Source organism: Nostoc sp. C117, assembly GCF_043099735.1.
In the GTDB taxonomy this organism is placed as follows: Bacteria; Cyanobacteriota; Cyanobacteriia; order Cyanobacteriales; family Nostocaceae; genus Nostoc.
This window is the reverse complement of record NZ_CP170991.1, coordinates 7421385-7446701: the sequence shown is the minus strand read 5'-3', so window position 1 is coordinate 7446701 and position 25317 is coordinate 7421385. Positions and strand designations below refer to the sequence as shown.

The following is a 25317-nucleotide window of genomic DNA, read 5'->3' as shown; positions in this document are numbered from 1 at the left end:
GAGTTACAACAATTAATGGCTGTACAGTACCGGCATCTCATCAACAACTACTTGGGGATTTTTATATGATACTTTGTCCCTAACTTGTAAAAGAGAAAAGCGCTCTCTAGACAGAGAGCGCTGATATTGTGGAGTTGAGGAACAAAAATAAACAACTAGCTAGTAGTTCGCCAAGGAAACTTGGCGGGGTAAAGGGTAAGGGGAAAAGGGAAAAGGTTTTAATTCCTTCCCCAAACCCCAGTCCCCTTTTCCCAGTCCAAATCTAGCAATTTTGGGTTGGCAGACTACTAGCAACAGTAGGAGTAGCTAGAGCTACAGCTTCAACTGGAAGCTTTGCATAGTCATTAAAAATAAATGCTTGAGGTTGAGGAAAAAGCTAAATCTGGCAAAACAACTTCCACTCTTATACCTACAGGTTCCCACAAAATCTACAAATCTCCAGCTTTTATAGCCTAAGCAGGTGGCAGGTTGACATCTTTTGCCAAACCGACTGTTTTCAACAATCCAATTGCCCACCAAGTCATATCGAAGTTTGTAATGAATTAAATCTCACGAAATACTTCCTCAACAACCACAAATTTAATCAGATTGGGGATTGGGAAAAGATACAAAAACGCAGAAATATCATCAAGCGCTGAGGTGAAGAATCTATCAAAATATGGCGTTGCATAGTTGCAGGATGATTTAGCAACTTCCAAAATTTTCCTCCTGCTTGCCCTAATTGATCCCACTGTTCTGCAACGTCGAAAATATTACTAAGCTGTCGCGCCTACAAGTTGCATCATCATCTTTTAGGTAAAACCTTCAAACTCTCTCCTCTGCCCCTCTGCTGCCTCAAAGTGCAAATTAAAAGCACAAGAGCTTATGCATCTACAGAGCTAAATGTTGTAATCCAGTCCCTTCATTTCTACCACAGCACTTTTAAAAGTACGCTCTGTGCTACCAAGCTTTTCTTGACGAGTAATCAAGTCAAAGATATGCTCACCAATCACAGCCTTCACATCTGCTTCCAACTCATGAATAACATCTCGATTCAGACTAAAGGCATAGTTTGCCTCGTCTACAATCTTCTGAATCATTGCTTCATTTAGAATTAGAAAATTCAATGCTTGAAGGTACTGCTCTTTAAATTCCCGTCTAGCTTCCGGGGTAGGAATCTGTTCAAATTCATGCATTGCAGTACCGCGATCGCTTGGTAAATCCATTGCCGATCGCGCAATATTTTTCAATGCTTGCCCGCCTGATAAATCTCCCATGTAGCGAGTATAGGCATGAGCAATCACTAACTCCGGTTGTGTGTTGGCAACCTCACGAATGCGATCAACATATACCTGACCCGCTGGAGAGGGAACAATCTGCGATCGCCAATTTTCACCGTAATAAAAGGCTAAATCTTTCTCCAAATTTGCCTGACGATGCAGTTCGGGAAAGTACATCATCCCAACGATCGGATGATGCTGATAGCGCTGTAGTTCTTCTTCCAAAGCGCTGTAGACAAAATAGAGATCCGCCAACAATTTCCGAAAAAAGCTCTTTTCTACTACACCTTTGAGAAAGCATTTCATAAACGCCGTGTTTTCCGTCATTGTATGAGAATGTTTCGTGCCTTCTCGCAAGCGAACATCTAAATGGCTGCTCATGGTGAAACCCTTATTGCTAAAAATGTTGTTATTTTTGGGCAAAAGTCACATTAGTCCAATCGTGAGGCTGGAGAAAAATTTCGGTAAGTTGTGCTTCGGGTGTGCCTGGTTCTGGTTCATAGCAATATTCCCAGCGTGCTAGAGGTGGTAGAGACATCAGGATAGATTCTGTTCTACCGTTGGTTTGCAGACCAAAAACAGTTCCCCTGTCGTAGACCAAATTAAACTCTGCGTAACGACCCCGACGGTACAGTTGGAACTGACGTTGACGCTCGCCATATTCTATTTCCTGTCGCCGTTCGACAATGGGCAAATAGGCGGGTATAAATGCTTGACCGCAAGACTGCACAAAGGCAAAGATATCTTCCCAGTTCCGAGAGACCGTTCCGACTTGCTGACTGTAGAGTGCTGCGGGACTATCTGTTTGAGAACCAACATAAAGCTTGCCACTAGCATCCTGATAGTCAAAGAAGATGCCACCAATACCTCGTTGTTCTTGGCGATGCTTCAAGTAGAAGTATTCATCACACCACCGTTTAAAGGCTGGATAATACTGTTCATGGTGGACATCACAGGCATTTTTGAGAGTCTGATGAAAGTGAATTGCATCCTCGGCAAAGGGGTAGTATGGTGTTAAATCAGCCCCACCACCAAACCACCAAATCGGGCCTGCCTCAAAGTAGCGGTAGTTAAGGTGTACTGTTGGTACATAAGGATTACGGGGATGCAACACCATTGAGGTTCCCGTAGCAAAAAACTCATGTCCTGCGGCTTCTGGACGTTGAGCCAAAATTGCTGGAGGTAGGCTATTTCCCCAAACTGCTGAAAAGTTCACGCCACCCTGTTCAAACACCCGCCCTTCTCGAATCACGCGAGTACGTCCTTCTCCACCTTCTGCTCGTTCCCAGTGGTCTTGCTGAAAGCGTGCTTTTCCATCAAGTTGCTCTAAGGCTGTGCAAATTTCATCCTGTAAATTCTGCATGAATTGCTGCGATCGCTCACGTGAATCCTGGGGTATCGTGTTAGTAGGTGATGCCAGCAATGTTGTGTGATTTCTAGATTCTTGCAGAGAATTCTCCCAATGACGACCCATATTAAAACCTCTGAAACTTTGAGTAAGGGTAATTAACACTAAATAACTTTATAGCTATATAGTCGTTTTAATGTGAAGAGGTTTCAAAACTTAATAAATTATTTAAACCCAAGTCCTCAAAGGCTTTCCGTTTATATTTTCGCTTTGCTACTTTACTAAAGGATTGTAAAGAGGTCTAGCCAAATCATCATCCTCATTATAAGTTGATAACTATAAAGCTATTCATTTAATTGCCGCATCACTCATGGTTAATACCCTATCCAAGCCAGAAATTAAAACCCCCAGCAAAGAAACTGTACTCACCCCTCGGTTTTACACTACAGATTTTGAAACCGCAGCCAACCTGGATTTGTCTGCCCAGGAAACTCAGTTGCAGGCGATGTTAGCAGAAATGCGGACAGACTACAACCGCCACCATTTTGTTCGTGATGAAGCGTTTGAGCAGTCTTGGGAACATGTTAGCGGTGAAGCAAGACAGGCATTTATAGAATATTTGGAACGCTCTTGCATTTCTGAGTTTTCTGGCTTCTTGCTATTCAAGGAATTATCCCGCAAGCTCAAAAATCGCAGTCCAGTGCTAGCGGAAATATTTCAACTGATGGCGCGTGATGAAGCTCGCCACGCCGGATTTCTCAACAAAGCAATGGGTGATTTTAAAGTCTCCCTAGATTTAGCCACTGTTACTAAAACCCGCACCTATACGTTTTTCCCCATTGAGTGGGTACTTTACACCGTTTACCTGTCAGAAAAAATCGGCTACTGGCGTTACATTATTATTTTCAGACATCTAGAAAAGCACCCGGAAAACGAATTTTACCCCATCTTCCGCTACTTTGAGAGTTGGTGTCAGGACGAAAACCGTCACGGAGATATATTCAAGGCGTTATTACGTTCTCAACCGCAACTATGGAACACCTGGAAATCTCGGCTGTGGAGTCGCTTTTTCTTGCTATCGGTATTTGCTACTCACACCCTGACAGTTCATGAACGTTCCGGGTTCTACAAATCACTGGGACTTGATGCCACAGAATTCGATCTCCAAGTTGTCCGCAACACCAATGAGACTGCGGGACGGGCTTTTCCGGTGATGTTGAATACCGAACATCCCAAGTTTTTCCCACGGCTGCAACGCTGTGCAGGTTACAACTTGAAAATTGCAGAGATTGAGAGCAGTTCTGCGCCGAAAGTTGTGAAGTTAATTCGCAAACTACCTTTAATTGCAGCAATTGTTTGGAATCTGCTGTTGATTTACCTGATCAAACCCATTAATACTGAGGCTTTACGGGGGACGGTTCGTTAGCTATTAGCCAAGATAGCAACAGACTCTACGTAGCGAAACAAATATGAATGCAATACAATCTCTGCCAGATCCACAGTTTTCTTCTGTCTATGGTCCTGTCAAATCTTGGCGATTTGGGAGTTCGCTGGGTATTGACCTTATTGGTATGGTATCTACCTGTTCTTTTAACTGTGTTTACTGCCAATTGGGAAAAATTCAAAAGCATATAAGTCAGCGGCAGATTTTTGTACCTACAGAGCAAATCTTCCGTGACTTACAAGCAATTACGTCGTGGGAAGATGTGGATGCAGTCACCCTTAGCGGTAGCGGTGAGCCAACCTTAGCGCTGAATTTAGCAGAAATCCTGGCTGCTGTTAAAACAGTCACAAAACGACCAACTATAGTTTTGACAAATAGTACTTTACTAGGCGATGGCACAGTACGCAGTGCTTTGAAACTGGCAGACATTGTGGCTGTGAAACTAGATGCCATTTCATCAAATCAACTACAGCGAGTTAACCAACCTGTAGCGACAATTGATTTACCCGATATACTGGCGGGCATCGAGCAATTTCGGCAAGAATACCAGGGATTTCTAACTATTCAAACGATGGTCTTATCTCCTTGGAAACCAGACATTCTAAGAGATTATATCCAACTATTACAACATATTAAACCTGACGAAATTCAACTCAACACTCCTTCTCGCCCCCGTGTCTTGGTTCGTCAGTTGGATGCTAGGGGTAATAACGTCACAGAATCCAGCAGTTATGTTTGTCAAAATCTCAGATGTGTCAGTCCTAAGGTACTAACTGCGCTAGCTAAACAAATTTACGAAGTTACTAAAATTCCAGTCCGTTGTCCTCCAAGGGCTTTGCTACAGTTAGGGACTTCCAACTAAAAAATATCCTATCGCTTTGGTATGCCCTACGCCATTACTAAGTGCTGTATTCAGTGTTACAATTGCCTTCCTCAGTGTCCTACAGGTGCGATCAAAGTTATACAAGGTGAATACTGGATTGATCCTACTTTGTGTAATAACTCCCGGTTCGCCGACTTTAAATTGAGTTAGAAAAAAGCTGAACGATTTAGTAGGGGTTCTAGTTTACGATACAAACGTACTATAGTCCCGACTTTGCGCGTAGTTTACCGCCGTAGGCATCGCATAAAAATAGAGTTTTTAGAGCAGGGTGGTAGTTCAAGGTAAATTTAGGGAAATGGCTAAAACCATTACTAAACGAAGATTTTCTGTTTTTCGGTAATTTCTCGAACTCCAAAAAAAATGAGAGAACCGGGAGTAGTAACTTCTTAAATTATGTGAACGCCTATCCCAATTATGAGTCAAACATATGTGACACCTGTTAAAAATGAAAATACAAGGCTAAGTCATGATATTGCACGCCTTGACCAAAAAAACTTGTGCTATTCTAAGACCGAATAAATGCTGAGATACTTAATTAAATTATTACTTCAATATTTGAGGTATCAAATTGTCCCTAAATAAATACATTCATCTGTCCATTCAGCAAGGCTTGAATTTGGAAACAGAATCCATTGCAACCTTTCAAACTCAACCTGTGGCGGCAATTGTGGAGCAACCATTGCCGTTGATAACAGATAATGTGACTGTTGATGAAAAGGTTGTTGAAGATTGTCAAAGTTGGCTGAGTTTTCATCCGGTTTGGGGACAATTGCCAGCAGAGGCACTGCAAGCGATCGCCCGTCTTGTCGATTCCGAACAACCAGACTATCTCACCGTCATCTATGCCTATCTACCGTTAACGCTAGCAGCCAATCTGACCCATTATATTCCTGCTGCGATGACTGAAGCAGGGCAGATTCTCCCAGTTTTCGCACGGACACTAGGTTACAGTGGTGCAGACTTACCGACGCTCACCTGGAGTTTGGACGTGGCTCAGTTCTTGCAAGGTGTTACTCTACTGTCAGTGATGGTGTTCAGTCCCTATCCACTTTTGCGGATTACGAAGCGATCGCTATTCAAGAATATTCCTCATCTATTGCTAATGTTGGGTTTTACAGTATTCTTTTTTAATTTCTCCGCCGATTTTTAGCAATAATTTAAGCACTATTACTTATTGACAAATTGTTGATGATTTTCGACTTGTCAGCAACGAGTGCGATCGCCCATCTTCAATCATAAATTGTACCATTGGGCATGATCGCTCCTTGGAAATCAACGTTAGTGAGAATAACTCCAGTTACAGCAGTTTGCAGATTGGCTTTTCGCAGAATCGCACCATTGAGGTCAGCATAGCTCAAGTCTGCTCTTTGCAAACTGGCTCCACTAAGATCCGTCGCCAAATCTCCCCACTGGATGCTTCGACTGAGGTCTGCCCGGCATAACTTCGCTCCATCTAAGTTAGTATGATGCATACAAGCCGCTCTCAGGTCAGCGTAGCTCAAGTCTGCCCCAGTTAAAACCGCATATCCCAAATCTGTGCGTTGATTGGAACTAGGACGTAAATCTGCTTGAATTAGTAGAGAACCAGAAAGTTTTGCACCATTTAAATTAGCACCACATAAACTAGTTTTGATTAAGTTGGCTTTGTCTAGACGTGTCTGAACCAGCTTTGCACCAGTCAAATCAGCCTCACGCAGAATGGCACAATACAAGTCTGCTTGACTTAAATCTATTCCCCAGAGGATCGCTTCACTCAGGTTGGCCTCCCGCAAACATGCTTGGCTGAAGTTGGCTTTACCAAGTCGTGTCTGACGTAAATCGGCATTGCTAAAATCTGCGCTTCTGAGGTTTGCATTGGTTAAATCTGCTTCTTGCAGATTTACTCGCTGAAAGCTTCTTTCTCCAGCAGCATAGCGTTTGAAAATTTCATCTACGTCCATTATAGTTACAACCTTTAATTTACAATTGCTGTGCTGTAAGTGACTAAAGCGATCGCAGTTTTATAGATGTTGCGATCGCTTTAATTAACTATCTTCGGCTGAAAACTACAAATTGTATGCAGAACGAGAAGCAGATGCACCTCACTTTAGCCATTAAAAACGCGACTGCGCCACTTATTCAAACGAGCTTCTCCAACTGCGGCAAAGCGTCGGGTATCAGCGATTTGCTCTTGCAAAGAAGTAATCTGTTTTGCAAGACCATCGGTTTGCTGTTGCAAAGATGTGTATTCGTCTGTACTTTGATAACTAGAAGACTGCCAACTACTACTGAATTGTGTTGTACCAATGCTGGCAAAGGGTCGTAACTCCGCTAGTTGTTGTTGTAAAGCTGTAATCTGGGTTTCTTGTTCTTGAATTTTTTGGCGCAAGCTTTGTTCGGCTGTTGTACTAGCTGCAATAAATGTATTAAATGGATCTGTGCTAGATTCTGGTTTGAGCTTGAACAGATCGGCTAACAATGTACCAACATCTGTTTGTTTGAGCTTACCGTAAGGAGTATTGGTAATTAGCGATCGCACCAACTGAGGTTTATTATTTGATGTTAAGTTCTTGTCGCTGCTAGAATTGCTCCGCACTAGTTGCAGCATATTGGTAAATTCTAATATTTTTGCACCCGTTTGGGTTTTGTAGCCCCGGTAATATGGCACTATGTTCTCGCCAAAGGCTTTTAAATACTCGTCACTATCAAGGTAAGAATCAATATCCGCCTCAAAACCCTGTTCGTCTAGAATGTTGCTGTGATAGGTGGTCTCGGAGTAATCTTCAGGAGCGCGACCTAGCAGATGTTTGAAGTTCAATTCAATCGCCCGGTAGCGATAAACGTTATTAAAAAATCTGGAGCGATACAACTCTGATTTGGCAACCTGGCGCACAAACTCACGAACATTAATTATCCCTTGCTTGAATTGTGATTCTGGAACAATGAGCCGTTCACTTTCCATCACGTAAGCATTGCCCAACACTTGGCGATAAACAGCCTGAATGACAATTTCGATATCATCAACTGAAGCACCAGACCGCAGTTCAATTGTTTCTATCTGGGAATATGCTTGATATTGGCTCTGTCTAATTTCATCATCTGAAAGTCTTTGCATAGTTCAGTTGGTGGGGATAGGTGTGACTAATGGTTGGGAACAATAGATAAGCTGTTACGCATTTAATTTGTACATTTACCTGATGACTGATGACTAGACCTCTTGCAAAAATATATTTTTGCAAGAGAGGGAAAAGGGAAAAGGTTAAAGGGAAAGGATTTTGAGTTTCTTTACCCTTTTCCCCTTCCCCTTTACCCCGACTTTTGCAAGAAGTCTACTGATGACTGATGACTGAAAACCCGTCAACAGTCATCAGTCAACGGTTAACAACCATCAAGAGTGTTTATATACTTTAGATGTGCATCAGCTTAAGATTAAGTTATCAAGTTCTGGGATATTTTTCAGTTACATTTTCTAACAAACTGAGACGGCTAACGGTTAATAAATAACAGCCAATCATCATCAAAATTAGCAGTTAGACATTAATAGTTAGCCGTCAACCCTCTTTGGGAGGAATTCAAAATTCAAGACTTATGTTGGAACTTTTAATTAGAGCATATTCCTAAGTCGAAGCAAGCTAAGTACAGCATCTCTCAAGGACGCACATCAAATCTAGTATAGAATCCACCATATTTTATCCAGTATTGTTTCAATGTGTGATGAGGTGTATGTAAACTTGCTTTTGCCTGATATAGAATAACTTGGCGATGATCGCCCATCCAAATTTTATTAATGGGGTCAACAGATATTACACTTCCTCCTAAAGAAGCAACACATTCTGAAAATCTTTCAATTGTCGTATATTCTAATGTCTCGAATATAAAAAAGTTACCAGAACAAATCAAGTGGCGGCTGCGAATCCAGCAACGCATTTTTTTTTCAGCCTGTGGAGGTAACATTTTAGTTTTAATACATTCAAGCTGAATTAACATAAAGCGCTCACTGCATATAATTCCTCAGCAAAACTTTCTCGTTTTTCAAAGCGCAAAGGTCCAGCAGTTGATCCCCATATTTGTTCATGGGTTTCAATATCCATGCCTCTGTCTAAACTTAGCCAAGTATGCTCAGTTACTTCCACTTCGCTAACAAGATATGTCTGGCGACCATTGCGGCTAATTACACATTCATTACCCGGTTCGACACTACCGCGAAACATTTTATCTTCTCGGACAAAAACCATCGAACAGTTATAGCGCCGTTGAATGCTTTCTGCGGTGATGGTTTTGAGGATATCTAATTCACGAGCAGCGCCTGCATAAAGTATAGGATCTTTCAAGCTGTAATTTTCGATATAAATGCGATCGCCACAATCAACTAATTTATGTACTCCCTGGCGATAGGGTGTCCATAAATCGTGGTCATATACTTGTTCCGAATAAAAACCAATGGCAGAAAAAAACTCAAATGGTAAAGGACGAAAAAAAATGTGAATGTGCGCGTAAAGTTGAGGATTTGCAAAAGATTGCTTTTGGTTGCTAAAATCTCCTGCCATCCAACAAGCTAAGGTAAGCAAATCGCTAGCCTTAGTGCTAGAGTCACTGGGCGCTATTGTCATATTCAACCTCAGGAGTGATAAAATTAGATAAGCCGATGTGGGCTAAAAAACACTCTTTATTTATAGTGTTTAACTGTTGACTGTTGACTGTTGACTGTTGACAGGTTTTCAGCTATCAGTCATCAGTGAACACTGCTAACTGGTTAAATTTGACAAAGAGCGAATCTCTGAAGAAAAGGAAGCTGTTGTTACACCTTTCCCATCGCTGGTTTTAATCATTGCTACTCGAAATCGGAGATTTGGGTTAGCAAACCAAATTCGCTCTTCTGCAGCGGCGAGGTCATAAGTAGTTAGCAGAGTAAAAATACCATCGTCACTCAGATGATATTTAGCCACTGCGGGGATTGTTTCCGCATATCCCTTGTCTCGGAGGAGTTTGCCTCTAGAAGGATTTTCGACATCGGGAATTGGTACTAGCACAGTAGTACCAGAGATTGGTTTATCATCCCAGTCTGATTCACCTTCCCAAGTCATGCGAAAGGGGTGGGTGATACTGGCGGGATTAGTATCATACAATTTACAGACTTCTAGCACCGCCGGATCGTCGGTAGATAGAGGCTCAATGTCAATGTTAGACAACACTTCTTCAAAATGGGCGAATGCTAAATGATGACCGCTACGCTGCGATCGCCATTTTCCAATTGAAAGTTCAAAGAATTCGGTAATTTCCATTACAAAAGCGATCGGAGAAAACAGCTTACAATCTAAGAAAAATATCGGCTCAAAGATTATTCTCTCAGTTTATATGGTAGCCTCCTTGACTACAACTGCATTCGGGAGTTGGGAGACAAGGGAGAATTGGGAGACAAGGAAGAGGAGGAGACAAGGGAGAAATATTGCTACCTTGTCCCCCTGCTCCTAATTGGATGCAAAAATTGAGTAATTTAATTTTTGGATGTCCCTTATGATTAAAATCTCTCCGCGTCCCCGTGTCAGGGTGTCAAGCCTAATGATCGGTCTTCAACCTGACATAATGTTAGTCTCCTAAATTTGTCTCCCCACTCCCCTGAATTAGACAAATCAATGTTAATTAAATGGATTTTCAAACCATCCCACCACTATCAATGGTGAAATTTTCTGTCGTTCTGTAAATTGTTTTTACTTTTGACAGATGCACTATTTTTTAGTAAGTGAGCTAAAAATAACACATCTCACTACTTAGTGGATTAAAACTTTTGAAAAGCTTGAATTTCAGACGATATCGTAGTTGGTTAATCAAGGATTGAATTAAGATAAACGACTTATTCAATGAGGATTGATAGTTAGATAAATTCACAATCCTAAATTGAAAAAAATTGATTTTGCTTTTAATGAAACCTGGGGACTAAGTACTGGGTACTAGGGATTGGGCAGACAAAGAGAATAACCAATGCCCAATACCTAATACCCAATACCCAATACCTATTTTTTAAACAATCTCTGTGATGCTAACAATCTTTCCACTAGTGCGATTGATCCGCTGAATTTGCGGTGTCATATTGCTAGCAGAGACAATGTATTCGGTTATAGTACGGCGGCTGGGTTTGTCAAATTTTCCACTTCCACCTTGAACGAGGATCTTAAATCTCTTTTCAGTACTACCAATTACAGAGGTTGGTGTAATCTTGTTAGCAGTATTGGTTGCTACTGAGTACACTAACTGAGAGGACTTGATGCTACTTGAGCTTTCGGCTACACCACGAACAAGTCCAAAAATCCGGTTATAACCGACTTGTTTTTGTCCTACTTGGCTACTGTTTCCGCGATAGTAGGGTACAGTGTTTTCACCAAAAGCAGCTTCATACTCAGGGCTATCGATATAAGAATCGATATCAGCATCGTAACCATTTTCAATGGTACGACAAATATGCTCAGAAATCTCTGTTTGATCCAGGGGAGCGCGACCTAGTAGATGTTTGAAGTTTAGTTCAATGAACCGATAGGGAGCAGTGGTTTCAAAAAACCGAGCGCGGTAAATCTCGGATTTTGCAACCATTCGCACAAAGTCACGAACGCTGATTTTGCGATCGCGCAGTTGTGATTCCCCAGTCACAAGGCGCTCACTTTCTAACAAGTGAGCGTTACCTAAAACCTGCTTATAGACGGCTCGAATCACTGCTTCGAGTTCTTCATTAGAGCTAGTTGCCCATAGCTCTACCTTAGAGGAATTTATAACTATGCTTCCCATTTATCTTTTCCCCAAGCTTAGTTTGTAGTTAGATTCTCTAGTTCACAGGAGTGATACTGGCGATGATACCGCCTTGTTTGTGAATGCGCTGATACTCTTCTGAGAGCTGATTGTAAGGGACGAAATACACCTGGTTACTGCGGCGAAACTTGGAAATGCGATTTACTGCATTCGCCTTGTAGCCAGTGACTTCAATCCGGTAAACCTTACCGTCTTCACTAGATCCCACACCTTGACGAGTGCGAGGAGCAGAGGTGGGATTGCGGAATGTTGCACCACCACTAGCTGGTGAAACCACAGGGGTAGGTGTATTTTGAATCAGGAGGCTGTTCAATTTTGGCTGCTTACCAGCTAAGTCACCTTTCAGACTGCTGCTAGAAGAACCACGTACTAGTTGAAATAAGTGGGTAAACTGAACCAAACCCTGGATAGCTTCAGTTTTGTAGCCTCGAATATAAGGTACGATGTTTTCCCCAAACGTCTCTTGATATTCGTCGCTGTCTATATAGGAATCAATCTCCGCCTCAAAGCCCTTTGTATCGAGAATAGTGCTGTGTATCCGCGTTTCTTCTAGATCCAATGGCGCACGACCAAGTAGATGTCTAAAATTCAACTCGATCGCTCTATAACGAGGAGAGCTATCAAAAAACCGCGATTGGTAAAGTTCCGACTTAGCAACTTGACGCACAAACTCCCGAATGCTAATTTCACCCCCTTTGAGTTGGGATTCAGGAATGGCGAGCCGCTCACTCTCCATTACATAAGCATTGCCCAGAACTTGCTTGTAAACGGATCTAATTACGGTTTCAACTTCCTCATTAGAGCGACTTGGCCACAGATCGATAGGATCGGTATCTTCAAACAAAGCGACCCCTAATCGTGATGCTGGTCCGAAAGCCATTCAAACTATCTCCGAGTTAACAACTAAATTTTATGAGAACAATGTTCAGCAGATGTTAAAAAACTTTACATTACTTGACAAAAGAAGAAACATAGAATCTTTAAAAGTTCTCTTTGCTTCTATTATTTAAGTTTTTTGAGTTTTTTGCATCGTTTGCCTTTACACATTCTGATACGATGCTGAAGCGATATTTGTTAAAAATTATTAAGTTAAATGATACTTTAGAGAATTTACAGCTTTTTTTAGTACTTCATTGGTCATTGACGGAAAGACAGCAGTGTGGAGTATGTAAAAGTGTTCTAAATTGCTCCCGGAAAAATCCTCTAGTTGAGAGTTACTATTAATAACTTCTGCGATTTCTCTGTAATCCACCGAAATCAATCAATATGGCTTTGCGATCGCTAGAACTTATGGTTTAGCGCATCTTCATACAGAATTGGTATAAAACCCTTTATCAAAGTCAATTTTTTAACGAACTGCGTACTCCTCTGGAGAAGCAAGCTACGCGCAGCGTCTCGTTAGAGAAGGAACACGCTTAACTGAAGCGTTGGTATAAAGTTTTCAAGACGATTGAATTTTGAAAGTAGCCAGTTGGGTGATTAAATGGTCAAAATAGGGAGCAAGAGTTTCTTGCTGATTCGGTTTGCAGCATTTCAAACTAGCAGTTTTGATGCTTTTTAAACCCAAAACCATTGCTTCGATTGGAACTTGTAATTCCTGATAAAGCAAATTCATATAATGTAGTCCTGTGGGACTAGTATATTCAGTGTGGCAACCTGCAATCCCATAGGTAATGCAGCGGAGAAAATGCCAAAAATCTCGCCAGCAAGCTTGGGCGCGTTCGGGTGGATAAAGACCCCCTCCAGGCTGGATAATTTCTGGATAACTTGCCAAAACTTTTTCTCTAGCTTCATCAACGATTTCGGCTGCGCGATCGCGTAATAATTCAGCAACAGGTATCAAACCTGCATTATTGGGTGATAAAGTTTTAATCTGTAGCAAATCTTCATCGCTCAGATAGCGAAGATTATCATCAGCAGCTTGGAATATAGCGATCGCAGCTTGAGGATGGGACTGTTCCCACTCAATAAAGCTGACAATTCTGGCTTTAGCTATTAATTGCTTAACGGTTTCGGTTAATTGAGTCATGGGTGGGTAGTGGGGATTGGGTACTGGGTACTAGGGATTGGGGATTGCGTATTGGGTACTGGGTTATTAACTTTTAATTCCTATTCCCCAGTCCCTATTCCCCAATCCCCATTCCCCATTCCCTAGTAATCTTCCCAAATACGATCGCTATTTTTTGACATTTGTAAAATAAAGTAAAGAATAACCCTAGCAAATGCACCTATGGAAATCGAGAAAATAAAAGCTCAACTAAAAAATCCAGATTTTCAGTATCGTTTAAAGGCGATCGCTGCACTCAATGATTATGCATCAGAAATTGCAGTTCCTCTTTTGACGAGTAAACTGCATGACTCAGAATTTTTGGTGCGTTCTTTTGTGGCGAGGGGTTTGGGTAACCAGCAATCAGCAGAATCTTTTGCTGCTTTGATGCAAATTATGAAATTTGACGACACGCCCAATGTGCGAGCTGAGGCAGCAAATTCTTTATCGCTATTTGGTAGAGTAGCAGTTTCTCATTTAGTCCTAACATTTTACCAGGATGATCACTGGTTAGTGCGGCGTAGTATTTTGGCTGCGATCGCCGAAATGGATTGTCCTGAAGAATTATTTGATATCTGCGTTCACGGTTTAAAAGATGAAGATTTCACAGTTCAGGAATCGGCTGTTGATGTACTTGGGTTATTAGCTGATTCTAGCCAACATACTGCGGCATTATCTCAACTACTAACCCTGGTAAATGCTGAATCTTGGCGAATGCGGGTACGAGTTGCCTATGCCCTCAAACAATTTGACGAAGATCGAGCAAAAGCAGCCTTGAACCAACTCAGACAAGATGAGGATCACCGAGTTGTCGGAGCTGCTTTAGAAGACTTGCTACCACAATAATAGAACGCAGTCAACTTCTTCGGGGTTATTATGAATAATTTTAATGATGAGATAAAACTGAAGTCAACAATAGCTAATATGTTTGAAACTTTTTGAGAAAAATCATCCGGGCAGCCTGGGAAAGTCTGGAAGAAAAGATCACCTTTTTCGAGATCGGGAGACATATGTGACTGATATACCAACTGGGCAAATGACTTGGCGACTACCAGGTTCATCAGAATGTGCTTTATATTTGCGGTATGATGCTTCAGAACCTTGGCGATCGTACAAAGAATTTCCACAATATGTTCTACCCGATCCGCCTGGTTTTTCTGAGGGATATGCTACATTCTTAGCACTTCTCAAACAGAACTGGCAGGCGTTATGAACCCAGATTCTCCATAATGGACTAAGTAATATCATGTCCGGTTGAGGACTTATATGAACTCCGCGAAATCACCCATAATAAACAGTTTGTAGTGGGGACTGAAGTCCCCAAAACTAGGACTAAAGTCCTTACTACGAACATTTTTTATTCAGTTGGACTATGCGGACACATATTAAGTAGGCAAGAATAAAGCAAACTATATTAAGAAACGTAAATACGCCTGAAACTCTTAAAAAGGATGAAGGATAAATGAAAAATGATGATTCCTACCAGTTAGCTTTATTTGTGTCACTTGACTTAAATGCGATCGCTCATCAAGGTTCCAGAAGGAACATCGTATATTAATCAATAGCTTGGCTTCTTGTGGACTTAATCTGTCCTCGCTTAGTTTTACTATCAAGACGTTTTTTTTGAGAACTGCGAGTTGGTTTGGTGGGTTTGCGTTTTCTCTTCAGCACAACTACGCTCTTAATAAGTTCTTCAAGTCTTTTCAAAGCCTCTTCCCGATTCTGCTCCTGACTGCGATGTTCTTGTGCTTTAATGACAATAACTCCCTCTTGATTAATGCGTCGGTCATTGAGCTTCAAAAGTTGTTCTTTATAAAAAGTAGGTAATGATGAAGCCTCAATCTTAAAGCGTAAGTGGATAGCAGTAGAAACCTTATTGACGTTTTGACCTCCTGCTCCTTGAGAACGAATGGCGCTAATTTCCAGTTCGGTATCAGGGATGATGATAGTATTTGAGATTTGCAGCATAACTTAAATATATAACAAAGCTGATTTCCCTGGCTCTGATTGTCTTGATTGTCTAACCAGCGTTTGTGCGTAGCGTCTCACTCATCTCTGTGGTGCTATCTGCTTTTTCGGTCAGAATACAATACTTTTCGGTTAAACCCAATAATCTCTTTTTTGGTCTGGGGAATGGTTAAAGGGCAATGGGGAAAGTGAAATTCAAACCCTTTCCCTTTCCCCTTTCCCCCTTAACCGAAAAGTATTGGGTCAGAATACATACCCAAGTGAGTTATGACTCCTGAATTCTATTCCATAAGTCAGGAGTCAGGAGGATTCTATCGCATATAGATGGAGTCTTCTTGAGTCTTTATTCCTAACTCCTAATATCATGTCCGCCTAATCACTTGTCAAAAACAGTCTCCGTGTCCCCGCATCATTCTTAACGATAAGTCTTCAATCGGACAGAATACAACTCCTTTTCAATTACTTAAACTTTCACGGGTTGTTTGGCGAGTATAGGCGTTCCAAACATCGAGTTCTGAAGATGGACGACTGTGAAGCATGGCTTTAGTTACTTCTGTGAGTCCTTGGGCTAGAGTAAAATCTGCTCCAGCTATACTATGAAGATACTCCATCTCTGCGTTAGTAAGATCGCTAGCTCGCAAATCTGTACCCTGCAAATCAACTCCAGTCAATCGAGCATTTCGCAAGCAAGCCCCTGTTAAATAAGCTTTACTTAAGTCAGCACCGCTTAAAGCCGCACCTTCTAAATTAGCTCCAGTCAAGTCCGCCCCACTTAGGTAAGCTCCACGCAGATTAGCACCTTGTAAATCTGCATTGCGTAAAGAAGCAGTATTGAGATAAGCGCCGTTGAGATTCGCACCTGGACCCACTGCTCCAGAAGCTTTATAGTTATATTCTGGCGGCCATTTCGTTTGGGTATCATAACGCGCTACTTGAAGTTTAGCTCCCTCCAAATTTGCGCCACTGAGATTAGCTTGCTGAAGGTTAGCGCGGTTTAAATAAGCTCCCTGCAAATTAGCTCCACTCAAATCAGCTCCACACAGATTAGCACCTCGTAAATCTGCCCCACTCAGATCTGCATTACTCAATATCATCTCACTGAGATCTGCTCCTAGTAGCTTGGCTTTACTCAAATTAGCCTGTCGTAAATCAACTTCCCGCAGATTGAATTCATTCAAATCTACTTTTTCTAGAGGAAGTCCTGCTTTTAGGGCTGTTAAGATTTCTGGAGTTGGACTGGGGCGTTCGCTAGTAATAAGTTGAATTTCACTATTTGTCATAGTAGCTGATAAAAGTAGAACTTTTGGAGTTATTCTACACTTTAGCTAAATTGACATCGATCTAAATTACCAGAACCAAAACGAAAGATATCTCGACGAATTTGATTCCTAGTTCCTGTCAAAACGTAATTAATCGCGTCTCTACTCCTAACTTTACTTTTAAAAAACGAGGTTTCAACACAGATGCATTTAATACCACCTTTGTCAATGATTGACTTCTTTCGTAAAAGTGAGGGGACATGGTTTACGGAACGTTCCGTTCATCACTTTGACTCGGCGGCGGATGAGTCGGGTGAATCAAATTTGATCGTTAAAGTCATGGAAAAAGACGATCCCAAAGTCCAAGAAGTCTGTAAAGCCCAGGGAATAGAACCTACTAAAGCAACTGGGGGTGCTAGCTTTGCATGGCAAGCGAACCTAGATACAAGGCTACCGAATACTGATAATGCTGCTATTTTAGTTGACATTCCTGACGACAAAACCAAACGTTCTGGAAAATTAATCCGCAACCAAGGATATGTAGAAAGCATTCCGGTTGTAAGTCGGTATCAGTTTGCTGATGATGGAGTGCTAACAATTAATACTGATTATGACAATAACCAAGGTCAAGAACGTTGTTGGTTTGTCACAGATGATTTTCGTGTCAGGGTTAGTACTGTGCGAATGATGAACGGAGTAAATTTGATGACTTATTGTTCTGAGCGTCGATGTGTTTCTCAAGAAGTGCTAGAGCAAATGATCGCTCGGAATCATAGTAGGTAGGGAATAGGCAGTTTGGAGACAAGAGAATTACTTGGGAGCATCTCACTTTCGTAAAAAGCCTTGTAAAACCTCACCCCAACCCTCTCCTTACCAAGGAGAGGGAGCAAGAATCTTGTTTCTCATCTGGTATATTTGCAAAACTGAGATGCTCCCAATTAATTTACCTCCAAACTGTCTAATTAGTATTTTTTTAGTATGAAAGAACAAAGCTCTTGAGGCTGGAGAAACAGCACGAGAAAGAGAACTATTAGGCATTTCCAGAAATTAAATATGCGTAATCCAGAGACGTAACACTGCTACGTCTCTACATTTTTTTACCAGATGTCGATTCAATTAGCGAAGCATTTGAAGATACATTTGCCTGGACTCACAGAAACTTTAAATGCACATCCGTGTTTATTACCTCAGGTTTTAATTCATGTCTGAAGTAACTTAGTTAACAAGTGTACATAAGTATTGAATTTTAGCTATCAACCATGCCACTTAACTCAGAGAACCTGAATTTAGCCAAATCCCTTGATTTGTCTACAACCAATCGTGTTCTTGTGGATTCGATTAGTGCTTCTAATCCAATCGATACTTATCGACTGACTATTAGTCGCTCTAGCGATTTGAAGCTTTCTTTACCAGGTTTGAATGGTAATGCGGATATCCAGGTTATACAAGATGCAAATGGCAATGGACGGATTGACGATCGCGAGGTACTGATAACTTCAGGGCTGAAGGGGGTTGGACTGGATTCGATTAATGTATCTTTAGCCCCAGGCACTTATTTTGTGCAGGTTTATGCTGGCGATAAAGGCGCTACGACGGGGTACAGCTTAAACTATTCGGCGACGGCATTAGGAAACCCAGACAGTGCTGACTTGACGGCAACTCGTTCTTATTTTGGAACTGGGGTAATTCGTTCGTTCTACAACAGCCGTGGCATTAGTACTTATCAGAACCCGTCTAGCAATGTTGTTGCATTTGGAAGCGCTCAGGGGCAGCCGAATGTTTTTCTGATGTATGGCGCGATCGCGGATTATTACACGAACAATTATACCAAAAATCCCAGTGCAACTAATGGGTTAAATGGGGTGGCTTCAGGGCTGGGTAATCCGACATCTGCCATCTATGAACAGGCGGATGGTAGTTCTGTGATGGATTTTGAGGGTGGTCAACTGGTGAATCGTGGTGGTGTTGTTACCCCGATTTACAGTAAGCGTGGTGGCGATCGATTTGATTTAGTCGGTCAGGGTGCGCCCAATGGTACAGAGTTGCAATGGAAGGATGATTATGCTTGGTTTGGGCATGATTCGGTTGGACAGGCTACGGGTGCAGTCCGGCGAGTTGTCACAGGCTGGGTGCAAGAGTTCACGGGAGGGCTTGATGGAAATAGCATCCTGATGTTGAAAGATGGGCAGCAAGTCTTGGGAGGAACTGAAAAATATACAGATGACTTGGGTAAGCAGATTGAGCAACCCAAGGGCGGTCCTTACAGGGTTCAGGGTGAAATTCTCAGAGTCTACCGCTCGCTGGGTGGGTTCGACAAGACAAACGGTGGTTTGGGCTTCGCTACGATGACGAGTGAGCGCGCTAATTTCAAGGGTTACAAGGCGTATCAAGAGTTTGAGAATGGCTTTGTGGCGATCGCCAAGGATGGCAAAATCGTTGCCCAAGATCGTCAGGGTAAAGCACTTCTACCAGTCACAAATGATTTTGATGGGGATGGTCGAGCCGATGTGTTTTGGCGGAATGCGGCCACAGGTGAAAATCTCGTGTGGCGGATGAATGGCAACACTCATGTAGGGGACTTAAAAATTGACCGAGTTGCAGACACAAACTGGAAAGTGGTTGGAACTGGCGATTTTGATGGCGATAGTCGAGCCGATTTGCTCTGGCGGAATTCAGCCACGGGAGATAACTTAATCTGGAAGATGAATGGCGGTATTCATGTTAGCGATCTGAGTGTTGAGAAAGTTGCCGATCTAAGTTGGCAAATTGTCGGAACAGCTGATTTTGATACTGACGGAAAAGTGGATATTGTCTGGCGCAATGGAGTGACAGGCGACAACTTAATTTGGAAGATGAATGGAAATGCCCATGTCAGCAATCTGAATGTCGATCGTGTCACCGACCTGAATTGGAGGATTGTTGGAGTTGCTGACTTTGATGGAGATAAACGAACGGATCTACTCTGGCGGAATTCAGTCAGTGGGGATAACTTAGTTTGGCGGATGAATGGTGGCACGCATTTGGGTGATTTGGGTGTAGAGCGTGTCTCCGATCTCAGTTGGCAGATTGTTAGCACAGCTGATTTTGATGGCGATGGACAGGCGGATATTTTCTGGCGCAAAGGGGTAACGGGCGAGAACGTTATCTGGAAGATGAATGGGAATGCCCATGTAACCAATCTGGTAGCAGATATGGTGTTGGATTCTAACTGGAAGATTAGTGGTGGAGGTACTGATAATCCGGTGACTCCCATGAATAGTTTCCGAGGGGAGTATTTCAACAACAATGCCCTGGCTGGGCAACCTGTCTTTACAAAAATTGATAGTGGGATTAATTATGATTGGGGAGCAGGTGGACCTGGAAATGGTATCGGTAATGATAACTTCTCAGTGCGGTGGGCAGGAAACTTGTATTTTGAACAAGGGAATTATCGCTTCCGTCCCAGTGTGGATGATGGAATGCGGGTCAAGATTGATGGCGCTCTGGTTCACGATACCTGGGGTGGACGGAATGCTATGGACTATCTCCTGACGCGATCGATGACGACTGGGTGGCACAAAATTGAAGTTGAATATCGGGAAGATACTGGATTAGCAACCGCTAAGTTGGATTGGAGGAAAGATATTCAACAGCGTGCGACACAAGCGAATTGGCAAGCAACTGTCTTTGAATGGAATGGTCAAGGACAGCCTTCTACAGACTTCTGGCAGGGGGATTATAACAATAATCCTAAAGCTGTGGCGTTGCTCGATTTAGGTTCTTCAACTCGCGCTGATGGCAAGCAAGGCTTTCAAGCAAATTGGGGGGCAGGAGCCGTTAAAAACAATCTAGGCTTGCCTACGGATAACTTTGCAGTTCGTGCCTTTACTACTGCCGATTTTGATGGCGGAACTTATAAATTCAAGGTTCGGGGTGATGATGGATTCCAGCTTTTAGCCAGACGCCAGGGTACGAATGATTGGGTCTATATCACGCCGCAAAGTTCCTGGGAACAGTCTTATGACACTTACAAGGAATATTCCTACGCCCTACCTACTGGTCGGTATGACTTGCATTTCCACATGTTTGAAAAGGCTGGCGATGCATCGATTGATTTGTCTTGGGAAAAGGCTCAGGTTTTTCAGGATCAGACTCAGCAGGGACAATGGACTGCGGTTGTTTCTAACTGGAATACAGTTGGAGGAAGTCAGCCTTCGATCGCACAAGTGAATCAGGGCATCTCAAGTCCAATGGCGATCGGGGTAGTCAATTTGGGTTCTGGGATACGGGCAGATGGCAAAGCTGGAATCCTAGCTAACTGGGGAGCTGGTTCTGTCAATCATGATAATCGTCTGCCAACGGATATGTTTACCGTGCGGGCTTATACTCAAACTCAGTTTGATGGCGGGACTTACAAGTTTAGCATTCGGGCAGATGATGGCTTCCAACTTCTAGCGAGACGCCAGGGTACAAATGATTGGGTCTACATCACACCGAAGGATTCTTGGGAGCAAGCTTATGGAAATTATAAGGAGTATACGGTTCAGCTAGCTGCTGGGGCATACGATATGCATTTCCAGATGTATGAGGCTACTGGAGATGCATCGGTTGATTTATCTTGGAGAAAAAGGACGAGTGGTCCGTCTAACTACACTCATGAAAGCTTCTCAGGAACTGTGATGCCGAGGGGGGGGGCTAACCTGCGCTTTGGTGTTCACACAACTGATGATGCTGATGGCGTTAGTGGTTACAACACTAGACTCAACTTTGATGGTTGGACTACTGGGGAAACTATCAATGATTATCGCATTGGAACCCCTGATAACAAATGGTTTCATATTACAGGAACTGAGGATTGGGTAGCTAGTGCAATGATCGATGGCACTCCGCCTAGTCTAGTGCCACAACCAACTCCACAGCCGCAACCAACTCCACAGCCGCAACCAACTCCACAGCCACAACCAACTCCACAGCCGCAACCAACTCCACAGCCAACATCTTCTGATCCAGATGCAACACTCAGTCGTGCAACTAATTTGGGTACTATTGGAAGTTACTTGTTCCAAGCTGGCCAAATTGGGTATACCGAGAACTATGGTCGTGACTACAATGACTACTACAAGTTCCATGTTGATAGACCAAGCCGGATTAATTTAGGGCTGGATGGACTGTTTGGAGATGCAGATTTACAGCTACTAGACAGCAATGGGGGAAGTCTTTCAATCTCCGGACGTTTTAGCACTGGTACTGAAGCGATTACCTATGCATTTGAGATTTCAGGTGACTATTACATTCGTATTTATCCTGACAACTTAGCGAAAACTCCTTACAATCTCCGTATAGTTAACCTATCTGGAGATATCAAAAATGGAGACCGAAATTACAGTGGAGGAGCAAGTCTGTGGCGTTATGACAGTAACGGAATTATTCAGCAAGGTGTTGAGGGGCGCGGAATTGAATCTGGAAAGAATACCATTGTAATAATTCATGGTAATAATCCGAATGGGCAGAGTTTAACAGAAGACAATGAAATTGAATCATTAGCAAAAGCAGCGGCAGCAGCTTACAGTGGCTATCAAATTCTGGCTTTAGATTGGAAAAAACCAGCACATGATACAAGAGATTATCTTATTCCTTTCAATGCGGCTGGAGCGATTTTACCAGTTGCTGCTTGGGCAAAGAATATATTGGAAGATTTGGGACTAACCGCAGGCCAAATTAACCTTTTTGGTCATAGTTTAGGTTCTTACGTGAGTGCAACTATCGGTGGACTTTTCGGCAAGGTTAACAGTATAGTCGCACTTGATCCTGCTGATTCTGGTCTTCCAGGTGGAGGAACATACTATGACATTGATGGAAATACATCAGCTAAAGAGACAGTCATAGACTTCCGCGATGCTGCTTATATATCTACAGCATTTGTTGCATTAGATGGGTCGGGAGGTCTTTATGGAGATAATGACAGGGCAGCTACTGCAAACAACTCTTTCGTAATTCGTTTCAATGGAAATGGCCAGTCTCTAGACCTTAATGGCGAATATCATGGTGGGGTCGTTCAGGTATTTACAAGCCTGCTCACTCAAAATAATCTCTCTCTTTCAAATTATGAACGGAATCGATTTGGTAATATTGGTCAACAATACGATAAGCCAAAGGACTGGAGTCATGAAGGCATAGTAGGTGCTACTAAAGTCAATGGAATTTGGCAAGCCAGTGATTTTACTCGTATACCAGGATCGGATAGCGCAACTTGGGTTTGATTAAACTAAGTCAGCTTTCAGTTTTTGATTTGTTTGAAGCGATCGCTCTACGAAAAAGCGATCGCCCCACAGTAAGCGCATCTAAATTTTGTGCCTGAAAGTACAGAATATTCTTAAGTAGCATCTGTGACAGGTTAAAGTAATTGCAGTTAGCGACTTTACCCAATGCCCACTTGCCCTGAGCGAAGTCGAAGGGATGCCCAATGCCCCATTAAGGAATGTTGCTTTGTTTCTCAGAAATGAGACGTGCATGATTGACATCATTTATTTTCATGCAAGGGTTAACAAGTAATGCTCTATGTATAAGCCTTTCCTAGAATTTTTAGAAAAAGAGTTATTTGAACGGTTTGATTTACAAAGTAGGGCTATTCCCCCTGGTTTGGAATTCAAAGTTAGCGATCGCGGCAGAAATCCCGCAACCATAAACAGTTGGTGTCACCAATGTCAAGAGTTACGGAAAATTCGCTATACATACATTGATGCTGGAGAAAGCGCCCAAATTTTTAATAGTGTGGTTTATCCCAGCCATCACTACGATCTACCCCTATTAGGTATTGACTTTTTATCCTTTGGTAAAGTTAAAAATCTGATTGTTCTTGACTTTCAGCCTTTATTTCAGGATGAAAATTATCAGAAAAAATATATAGTTCCGTTGAAATCTCTCCATGATAAATACCCAGATTTGTCGCAAAACTTAGAAATGAAGTTTTACGATGCCAATCAGTATTTTTCTAAGTACCTATTATTTGCCAAAACAGATCCGGAAACTGTAGCAACGCGTGTCTTTGCAGCTTTTCAGGATTATTTAAGCTTGTATTGGGAAATGCTAGCAAATGCCCAACCACTGGAAGATCCAGAAGATATCCAGCGGATTATCAAAGCTCAAAAAGACTATGACCAATATAGTGCAGACCGCGATCCCGCATCGGGTCTATTTAGCAGCTACTTTGGTCATGAATGGTCAGAGCGCTTTCTCCACGAATTCTTATTTGAAGATGCTGTGCCCTTAGCAGTCAGTAGCAAAAGATAACTACATAAAAATGGGCAATTGAAGATTATTAATTTTGAATGAATTTTGAATTCGGAGCGAAGCGACGTGACACTCTATCAGCCATTTCTGGATTATGCGATCGCTCACATGCGATCGCGTTTGGATTTGCAACCCTATCCTATCCCCACTGGGTTTGAGTCCAAAACCGCTACTGTAGGTAAGGGAAAAAATCAGGAAGAGGTTGTCACTACAAGTTATGCCTTTCAAACCCCAAAATTGCGGCAAATTCGTGCAGCTCACGTACAAGGTGGCAATTCGCTGCAAGTCCTGAATTTTGTGATTTTCCCCCACCTCAATTATGACTTGCCCTTCTTTGGGGCAGATTTGGTGACATTACCTGGAGGACATCTCATTGCGTTGGATATGCAACCCCTGTTTCGAGACGATCCAACGTATCAAGCAAAGTATACTGAACCAATCCTGCCCATTTTCCACGCTCATCAACAACATTTGACTTGGGGAGGAGATTTTCCCGAAGAAGCACGACCTTTTTTCTCTCCCGCTTTTCTGTGGACTCGTCCCCAAGAAACTGCTGTAGTAGAAACTCAGGTGTTTGCTGCTTTCCAAGATTATTTGAAAGCTTATCTGGATTTTGTCGAGCAAGCAGAAATTGTCACAGATTCCCAAAATTTAGCAGCTATTGAGCAAGCCCAACTACGATACCTCCGATATCGAGCTGAAAAAGACCCAGCACGAGGTATGTTCAAGCGCTTCTATGGTGCTGAATGGACTGAAGAATATATCCACGGCTTTTTATTCGATTTAGAGAGAAAATTAACAGCGGTTCAGTAGGCATAGGGCAGGGGGAAGGAGAACGAGATAAACAAAACTCCTAACTCAGCACTCCCAATGCCCAATCTTCTGAATAACTGTACATAAAAATGTGAAGTTATGTAAAGGAAATTAAAAGACATAACAATAATTTGTAATAAAAAATGACGCGACAGCATTGTATAAAGAGGACTTGGAAGGAAAAAACGACATCGCAAGGCAAGTACAATGCCTATTGACCAGGTTTTCCAGTCGGTGATAGAAATTTGAA

At 42.3% G+C, this 25317-nt stretch carries 21 protein-coding genes and 2 pseudogenes; 11 read left to right on the top strand and 12 right to left on the bottom strand.

Features of this window, described 5'->3' with window-relative positions:
* Positions 1–878: 878 nt before the first annotated feature.
* Together ACFG4S_RS31865 and hemF are read right to left on the bottom strand one after the other, a co-directional pair.
* A complete protein-coding gene (locus tag ACFG4S_RS31865) occupies positions 879–1640 on the bottom strand; it encodes a heme oxygenase (biliverdin-producing) (protein ID WP_392532856.1) in 762 nt (253 codons plus the stop codon).
* 28 nt (positions 1641–1668) lie between these two features.
* Entirely contained in the window at positions 1669–2733 is a 1065-nt protein-coding gene (gene hemF / locus ACFG4S_RS31860; RefSeq protein WP_392532855.1) for an oxygen-dependent coproporphyrinogen oxidase, read from the bottom strand.
* 244 nt (positions 2734–2977) lie between these two features.
* Here hemF and acsF point away from each other — a divergent pair, with 244 nt between their 5' ends.
* From acsF to ACFG4S_RS31835, 5 genes and pseudogenes are all read left to right on the top strand, one after another.
* Positions 2978–4033 carry a magnesium-protoporphyrin IX monomethyl ester (oxidative) cyclase gene (gene acsF, locus ACFG4S_RS31855; RefSeq protein ID WP_392532854.1) on the top strand — a complete coding sequence of 352 codons (1056 nt, stop codon included), beginning with the start codon at positions 2978–2980 and terminating at the stop codon, positions 4031–4033.
* A 43-nt stretch (positions 4034–4076) separates the two neighbouring features.
* A complete protein-coding gene (locus tag ACFG4S_RS31850) occupies positions 4077–4913 on the top strand; it encodes a radical SAM protein (protein ID WP_392532853.1) in 837 nt (278 codons plus the stop codon).
* A 21-nt stretch (positions 4914–4934) separates the two neighbouring features.
* Positions 4935–5054 (top strand): annotated as a pseudogene (locus ACFG4S_RS31845) (4Fe-4S binding protein); the annotation flags it as partial.
* Positions 5055–5345: 291 nt separating this feature from the next.
* Positions 5346–5450, top strand: a pseudogene (locus tag ACFG4S_RS31840) (IS1 family transposase); the annotation flags it as partial.
* A 52-nt stretch (positions 5451–5502) separates the two neighbouring features.
* Positions 5503–6084, top strand: coding sequence for a hypothetical protein (locus ACFG4S_RS31835; RefSeq protein WP_392532852.1), 582 nt, complete (start codon positions 5503–5505; stop codon positions 6082–6084).
* Positions 6085–6163: 79 nt separating this feature from the next.
* Here the strand turns inward: ACFG4S_RS31835 and hetL are convergent, their stop codons facing one another.
* From hetL to ACFG4S_RS31795, 8 genes are all read right to left on the bottom strand, one after another.
* The gene (hetL, locus tag ACFG4S_RS31830) at positions 6164–6874 is read right to left on the bottom strand and encodes a heterocyst differentiation pentapeptide repeat protein HetL (RefSeq protein WP_392532851.1); all 711 of its coding nucleotides are present in this window, start codon (positions 6872–6874) and stop codon (positions 6164–6166) included.
* A 146-nt stretch (positions 6875–7020) separates the two neighbouring features.
* Positions 7021–8028: a phycobilisome rod-core linker polypeptide gene (locus ACFG4S_RS31825; protein WP_392532850.1), complete on the bottom strand. Its 1008-nt coding sequence runs from the start codon at positions 8026–8028 to the stop codon at positions 7021–7023.
* Between the two features lie 533 nt (positions 8029–8561).
* The gene (locus ACFG4S_RS31820) at positions 8562–8900 is read right to left on the bottom strand and encodes a CpeR family transcriptional regulator (protein WP_392532849.1); all 339 of its coding nucleotides are present in this window, start codon (positions 8898–8900) and stop codon (positions 8562–8564) included.
* A complete protein-coding gene (locus tag ACFG4S_RS31815) occupies positions 8894–9523 on the bottom strand; it encodes a chromophore lyase CpcT/CpeT (RefSeq protein ID WP_392532848.1) in 630 nt (209 codons plus the stop codon). The genes ACFG4S_RS31820 and ACFG4S_RS31815 overlap by 7 nt, the downstream gene beginning before the upstream one ends.
* A 135-nt stretch (positions 9524–9658) precedes the next feature.
* Positions 9659–10195 carry a phycobiliprotein lyase gene (locus ACFG4S_RS31810; protein WP_392532847.1) on the bottom strand — a complete coding sequence of 179 codons (537 nt, stop codon included), beginning with the start codon at positions 10193–10195 and terminating at the stop codon, positions 9659–9661.
* 736 nt (positions 10196–10931) lie between these two features.
* Positions 10932–11690, bottom strand: coding sequence for a phycobilisome rod-core linker polypeptide (locus ACFG4S_RS31805; protein ID WP_392532846.1), 759 nt, complete (start codon positions 11688–11690; stop codon positions 10932–10934).
* A 37-nt stretch (positions 11691–11727) separates the two neighbouring features.
* A complete protein-coding gene (locus ACFG4S_RS31800; protein ID WP_392532845.1) occupies positions 11728–12591 on the bottom strand; it encodes a phycobilisome rod-core linker polypeptide in 864 nt (287 codons plus the stop codon).
* Between the two features lie 561 nt (positions 12592–13152).
* A complete protein-coding gene (locus ACFG4S_RS31795; protein WP_392532844.1) occupies positions 13153–13740 on the bottom strand; it encodes a phycobilisome protein in 588 nt (195 codons plus the stop codon).
* A gap of 201 nt (positions 13741–13941) precedes the next feature.
* Between ACFG4S_RS31795 and ACFG4S_RS31790 the strand changes: the two genes are divergently transcribed.
* Positions 13942–14604 carry a HEAT repeat domain-containing protein gene (locus ACFG4S_RS31790; protein WP_392532843.1) on the top strand — a complete coding sequence of 221 codons (663 nt, stop codon included), beginning with the start codon at positions 13942–13944 and terminating at the stop codon, positions 14602–14604.
* A gap of 166 nt (positions 14605–14770) precedes the next feature.
* Entirely contained in the window at positions 14771–14971 is a 201-nt protein-coding gene (locus ACFG4S_RS31785; protein ID WP_392532842.1) for a hypothetical protein, read from the top strand.
* Positions 14972–15312: 341 nt separating this feature from the next.
* On the opposite strand, the gene arfB is transcribed toward ACFG4S_RS31785, so the two are convergent.
* Positions 15313–15726 carry an alternative ribosome rescue aminoacyl-tRNA hydrolase ArfB gene (gene arfB, locus ACFG4S_RS31780; protein ID WP_392532841.1) on the bottom strand — a complete coding sequence of 138 codons (414 nt, stop codon included), beginning with the start codon at positions 15724–15726 and terminating at the stop codon, positions 15313–15315.
* A 455-nt stretch (positions 15727–16181) separates the two neighbouring features.
* Positions 16182–17006 (bottom strand): pentapeptide repeat-containing protein, encoded by an 825-nt coding sequence (locus ACFG4S_RS31775; RefSeq protein ID WP_392532840.1) that lies wholly within the window; start codon positions 17004–17006, stop codon positions 16182–16184.
* 183 nt (positions 17007–17189) lie between these two features.
* Between ACFG4S_RS31775 and ACFG4S_RS31770 the strand changes: the two genes are divergently transcribed.
* The 4 genes from ACFG4S_RS31770 to ACFG4S_RS31755 all read left to right on the top strand — a co-directional run bounded on the left by ACFG4S_RS31770 (position 17190) and on the right by ACFG4S_RS31755 (position 25067).
* Positions 17190–17768 carry a phycobiliprotein lyase gene (locus ACFG4S_RS31770; protein WP_392532839.1) on the top strand — a complete coding sequence of 193 codons (579 nt, stop codon included), beginning with the start codon at positions 17190–17192 and terminating at the stop codon, positions 17766–17768.
* A 476-nt stretch (positions 17769–18244) separates the two neighbouring features.
* Positions 18245–23224, top strand: coding sequence for a PA14 domain-containing protein (locus ACFG4S_RS31765; protein ID WP_392532838.1), 4980 nt, complete (start codon positions 18245–18247; stop codon positions 23222–23224).
* A 298-nt stretch (positions 23225–23522) separates the two neighbouring features.
* Positions 23523–24254, top strand: a complete 732-nt coding sequence (locus ACFG4S_RS31760; protein WP_392532837.1) for a 15,16-dihydrobiliverdin:ferredoxin oxidoreductase — start codon at positions 23523–23525, stop codon at positions 24252–24254.
* Positions 24255–24320: 66 nt separating this feature from the next.
* On the top strand, positions 24321–25067 hold the full coding sequence (locus ACFG4S_RS31755) for a phycoerythrobilin:ferredoxin oxidoreductase (RefSeq protein ID WP_392532836.1): 747 nt from the start codon (positions 24321–24323) through the stop codon (positions 25065–25067).
* Positions 25068–25317 lie beyond the last annotated feature (250 nt).

Excerpts from the sequence above, each read along its gene's own strand:
- arfB (WP_392532841.1), bottom strand. The coding sequence starts at position 15,726 with ATGCTGCAAATCTCAAATACTATCATCATCCCTGATACCGAACTGGAA.
- ACFG4S_RS31760 (WP_392532837.1), top strand. The coding sequence starts at position 23,523 with ATGTATAAGCCTTTCCTAGAATTTTTAGAAAAAGAGTTATTTGAACGG.
- ACFG4S_RS31820 (WP_392532849.1), bottom strand. The coding sequence starts at position 8,900 with ATGTTAATTCAGCTTGAATGTATTAAAACTAAAATGTTACCTCCACAG.
- ACFG4S_RS31810 (WP_392532847.1), bottom strand. The coding sequence starts at position 10,195 with ATGGAAATTACCGAATTCTTTGAACTTTCAATTGGAAAATGGCGATCG.
- ACFG4S_RS31795 (WP_392532844.1), bottom strand. The coding sequence starts at position 13,740 with ATGACTCAATTAACCGAAACCGTTAAGCAATTAATAGCTAAAGCCAGA.
- ACFG4S_RS31775 (WP_392532840.1), bottom strand. The coding sequence starts at position 17,006 with ATGACAAATAGTGAAATTCAACTTATTACTAGCGAACGCCCCAGTCCA.
- ACFG4S_RS31865 (WP_392532856.1), bottom strand. The coding sequence starts at position 1,640 with ATGAGCAGCCATTTAGATGTTCGCTTGCGAGAAGGCACGAAACATTCT.
- hetL (WP_392532851.1), bottom strand. The coding sequence starts at position 6,874 with ATGGACGTAGATGAAATTTTCAAACGCTATGCTGCTGGAGAAAGAAGC.
- ACFG4S_RS31805 (WP_392532846.1), bottom strand. The coding sequence starts at position 11,690 with ATGGGAAGCATAGTTATAAATTCCTCTAAGGTAGAGCTATGGGCAACT.
- ACFG4S_RS31850 (WP_392532853.1), top strand. The coding sequence starts at position 4,077 with ATGAATGCAATACAATCTCTGCCAGATCCACAGTTTTCTTCTGTCTAT.
- ACFG4S_RS31770 (WP_392532839.1), top strand. The coding sequence starts at position 17,190 with ATGCATTTAATACCACCTTTGTCAATGATTGACTTCTTTCGTAAAAGT.
- ACFG4S_RS31790 (WP_392532843.1), top strand. The coding sequence starts at position 13,942 with ATGGAAATCGAGAAAATAAAAGCTCAACTAAAAAATCCAGATTTTCAG.
- ACFG4S_RS31800 (WP_392532845.1), bottom strand. The coding sequence starts at position 12,591 with ATGGCTTTCGGACCAGCATCACGATTAGGGGTCGCTTTGTTTGAAGAT.
- ACFG4S_RS31825 (WP_392532850.1), bottom strand. The coding sequence starts at position 8,028 with ATGCAAAGACTTTCAGATGATGAAATTAGACAGAGCCAATATCAAGCA.
- ACFG4S_RS31765 (WP_392532838.1), top strand. The coding sequence starts at position 18,245 with ATGCCACTTAACTCAGAGAACCTGAATTTAGCCAAATCCCTTGATTTG.
- hemF (WP_392532855.1), bottom strand. The coding sequence starts at position 2,733 with ATGGGTCGTCATTGGGAGAATTCTCTGCAAGAATCTAGAAATCACACA.
- ACFG4S_RS31815 (WP_392532848.1), bottom strand. The coding sequence starts at position 9,523 with ATGACAATAGCGCCCAGTGACTCTAGCACTAAGGCTAGCGATTTGCTT.
- acsF (WP_392532854.1), top strand. The coding sequence starts at position 2,978 with ATGGTTAATACCCTATCCAAGCCAGAAATTAAAACCCCCAGCAAAGAA.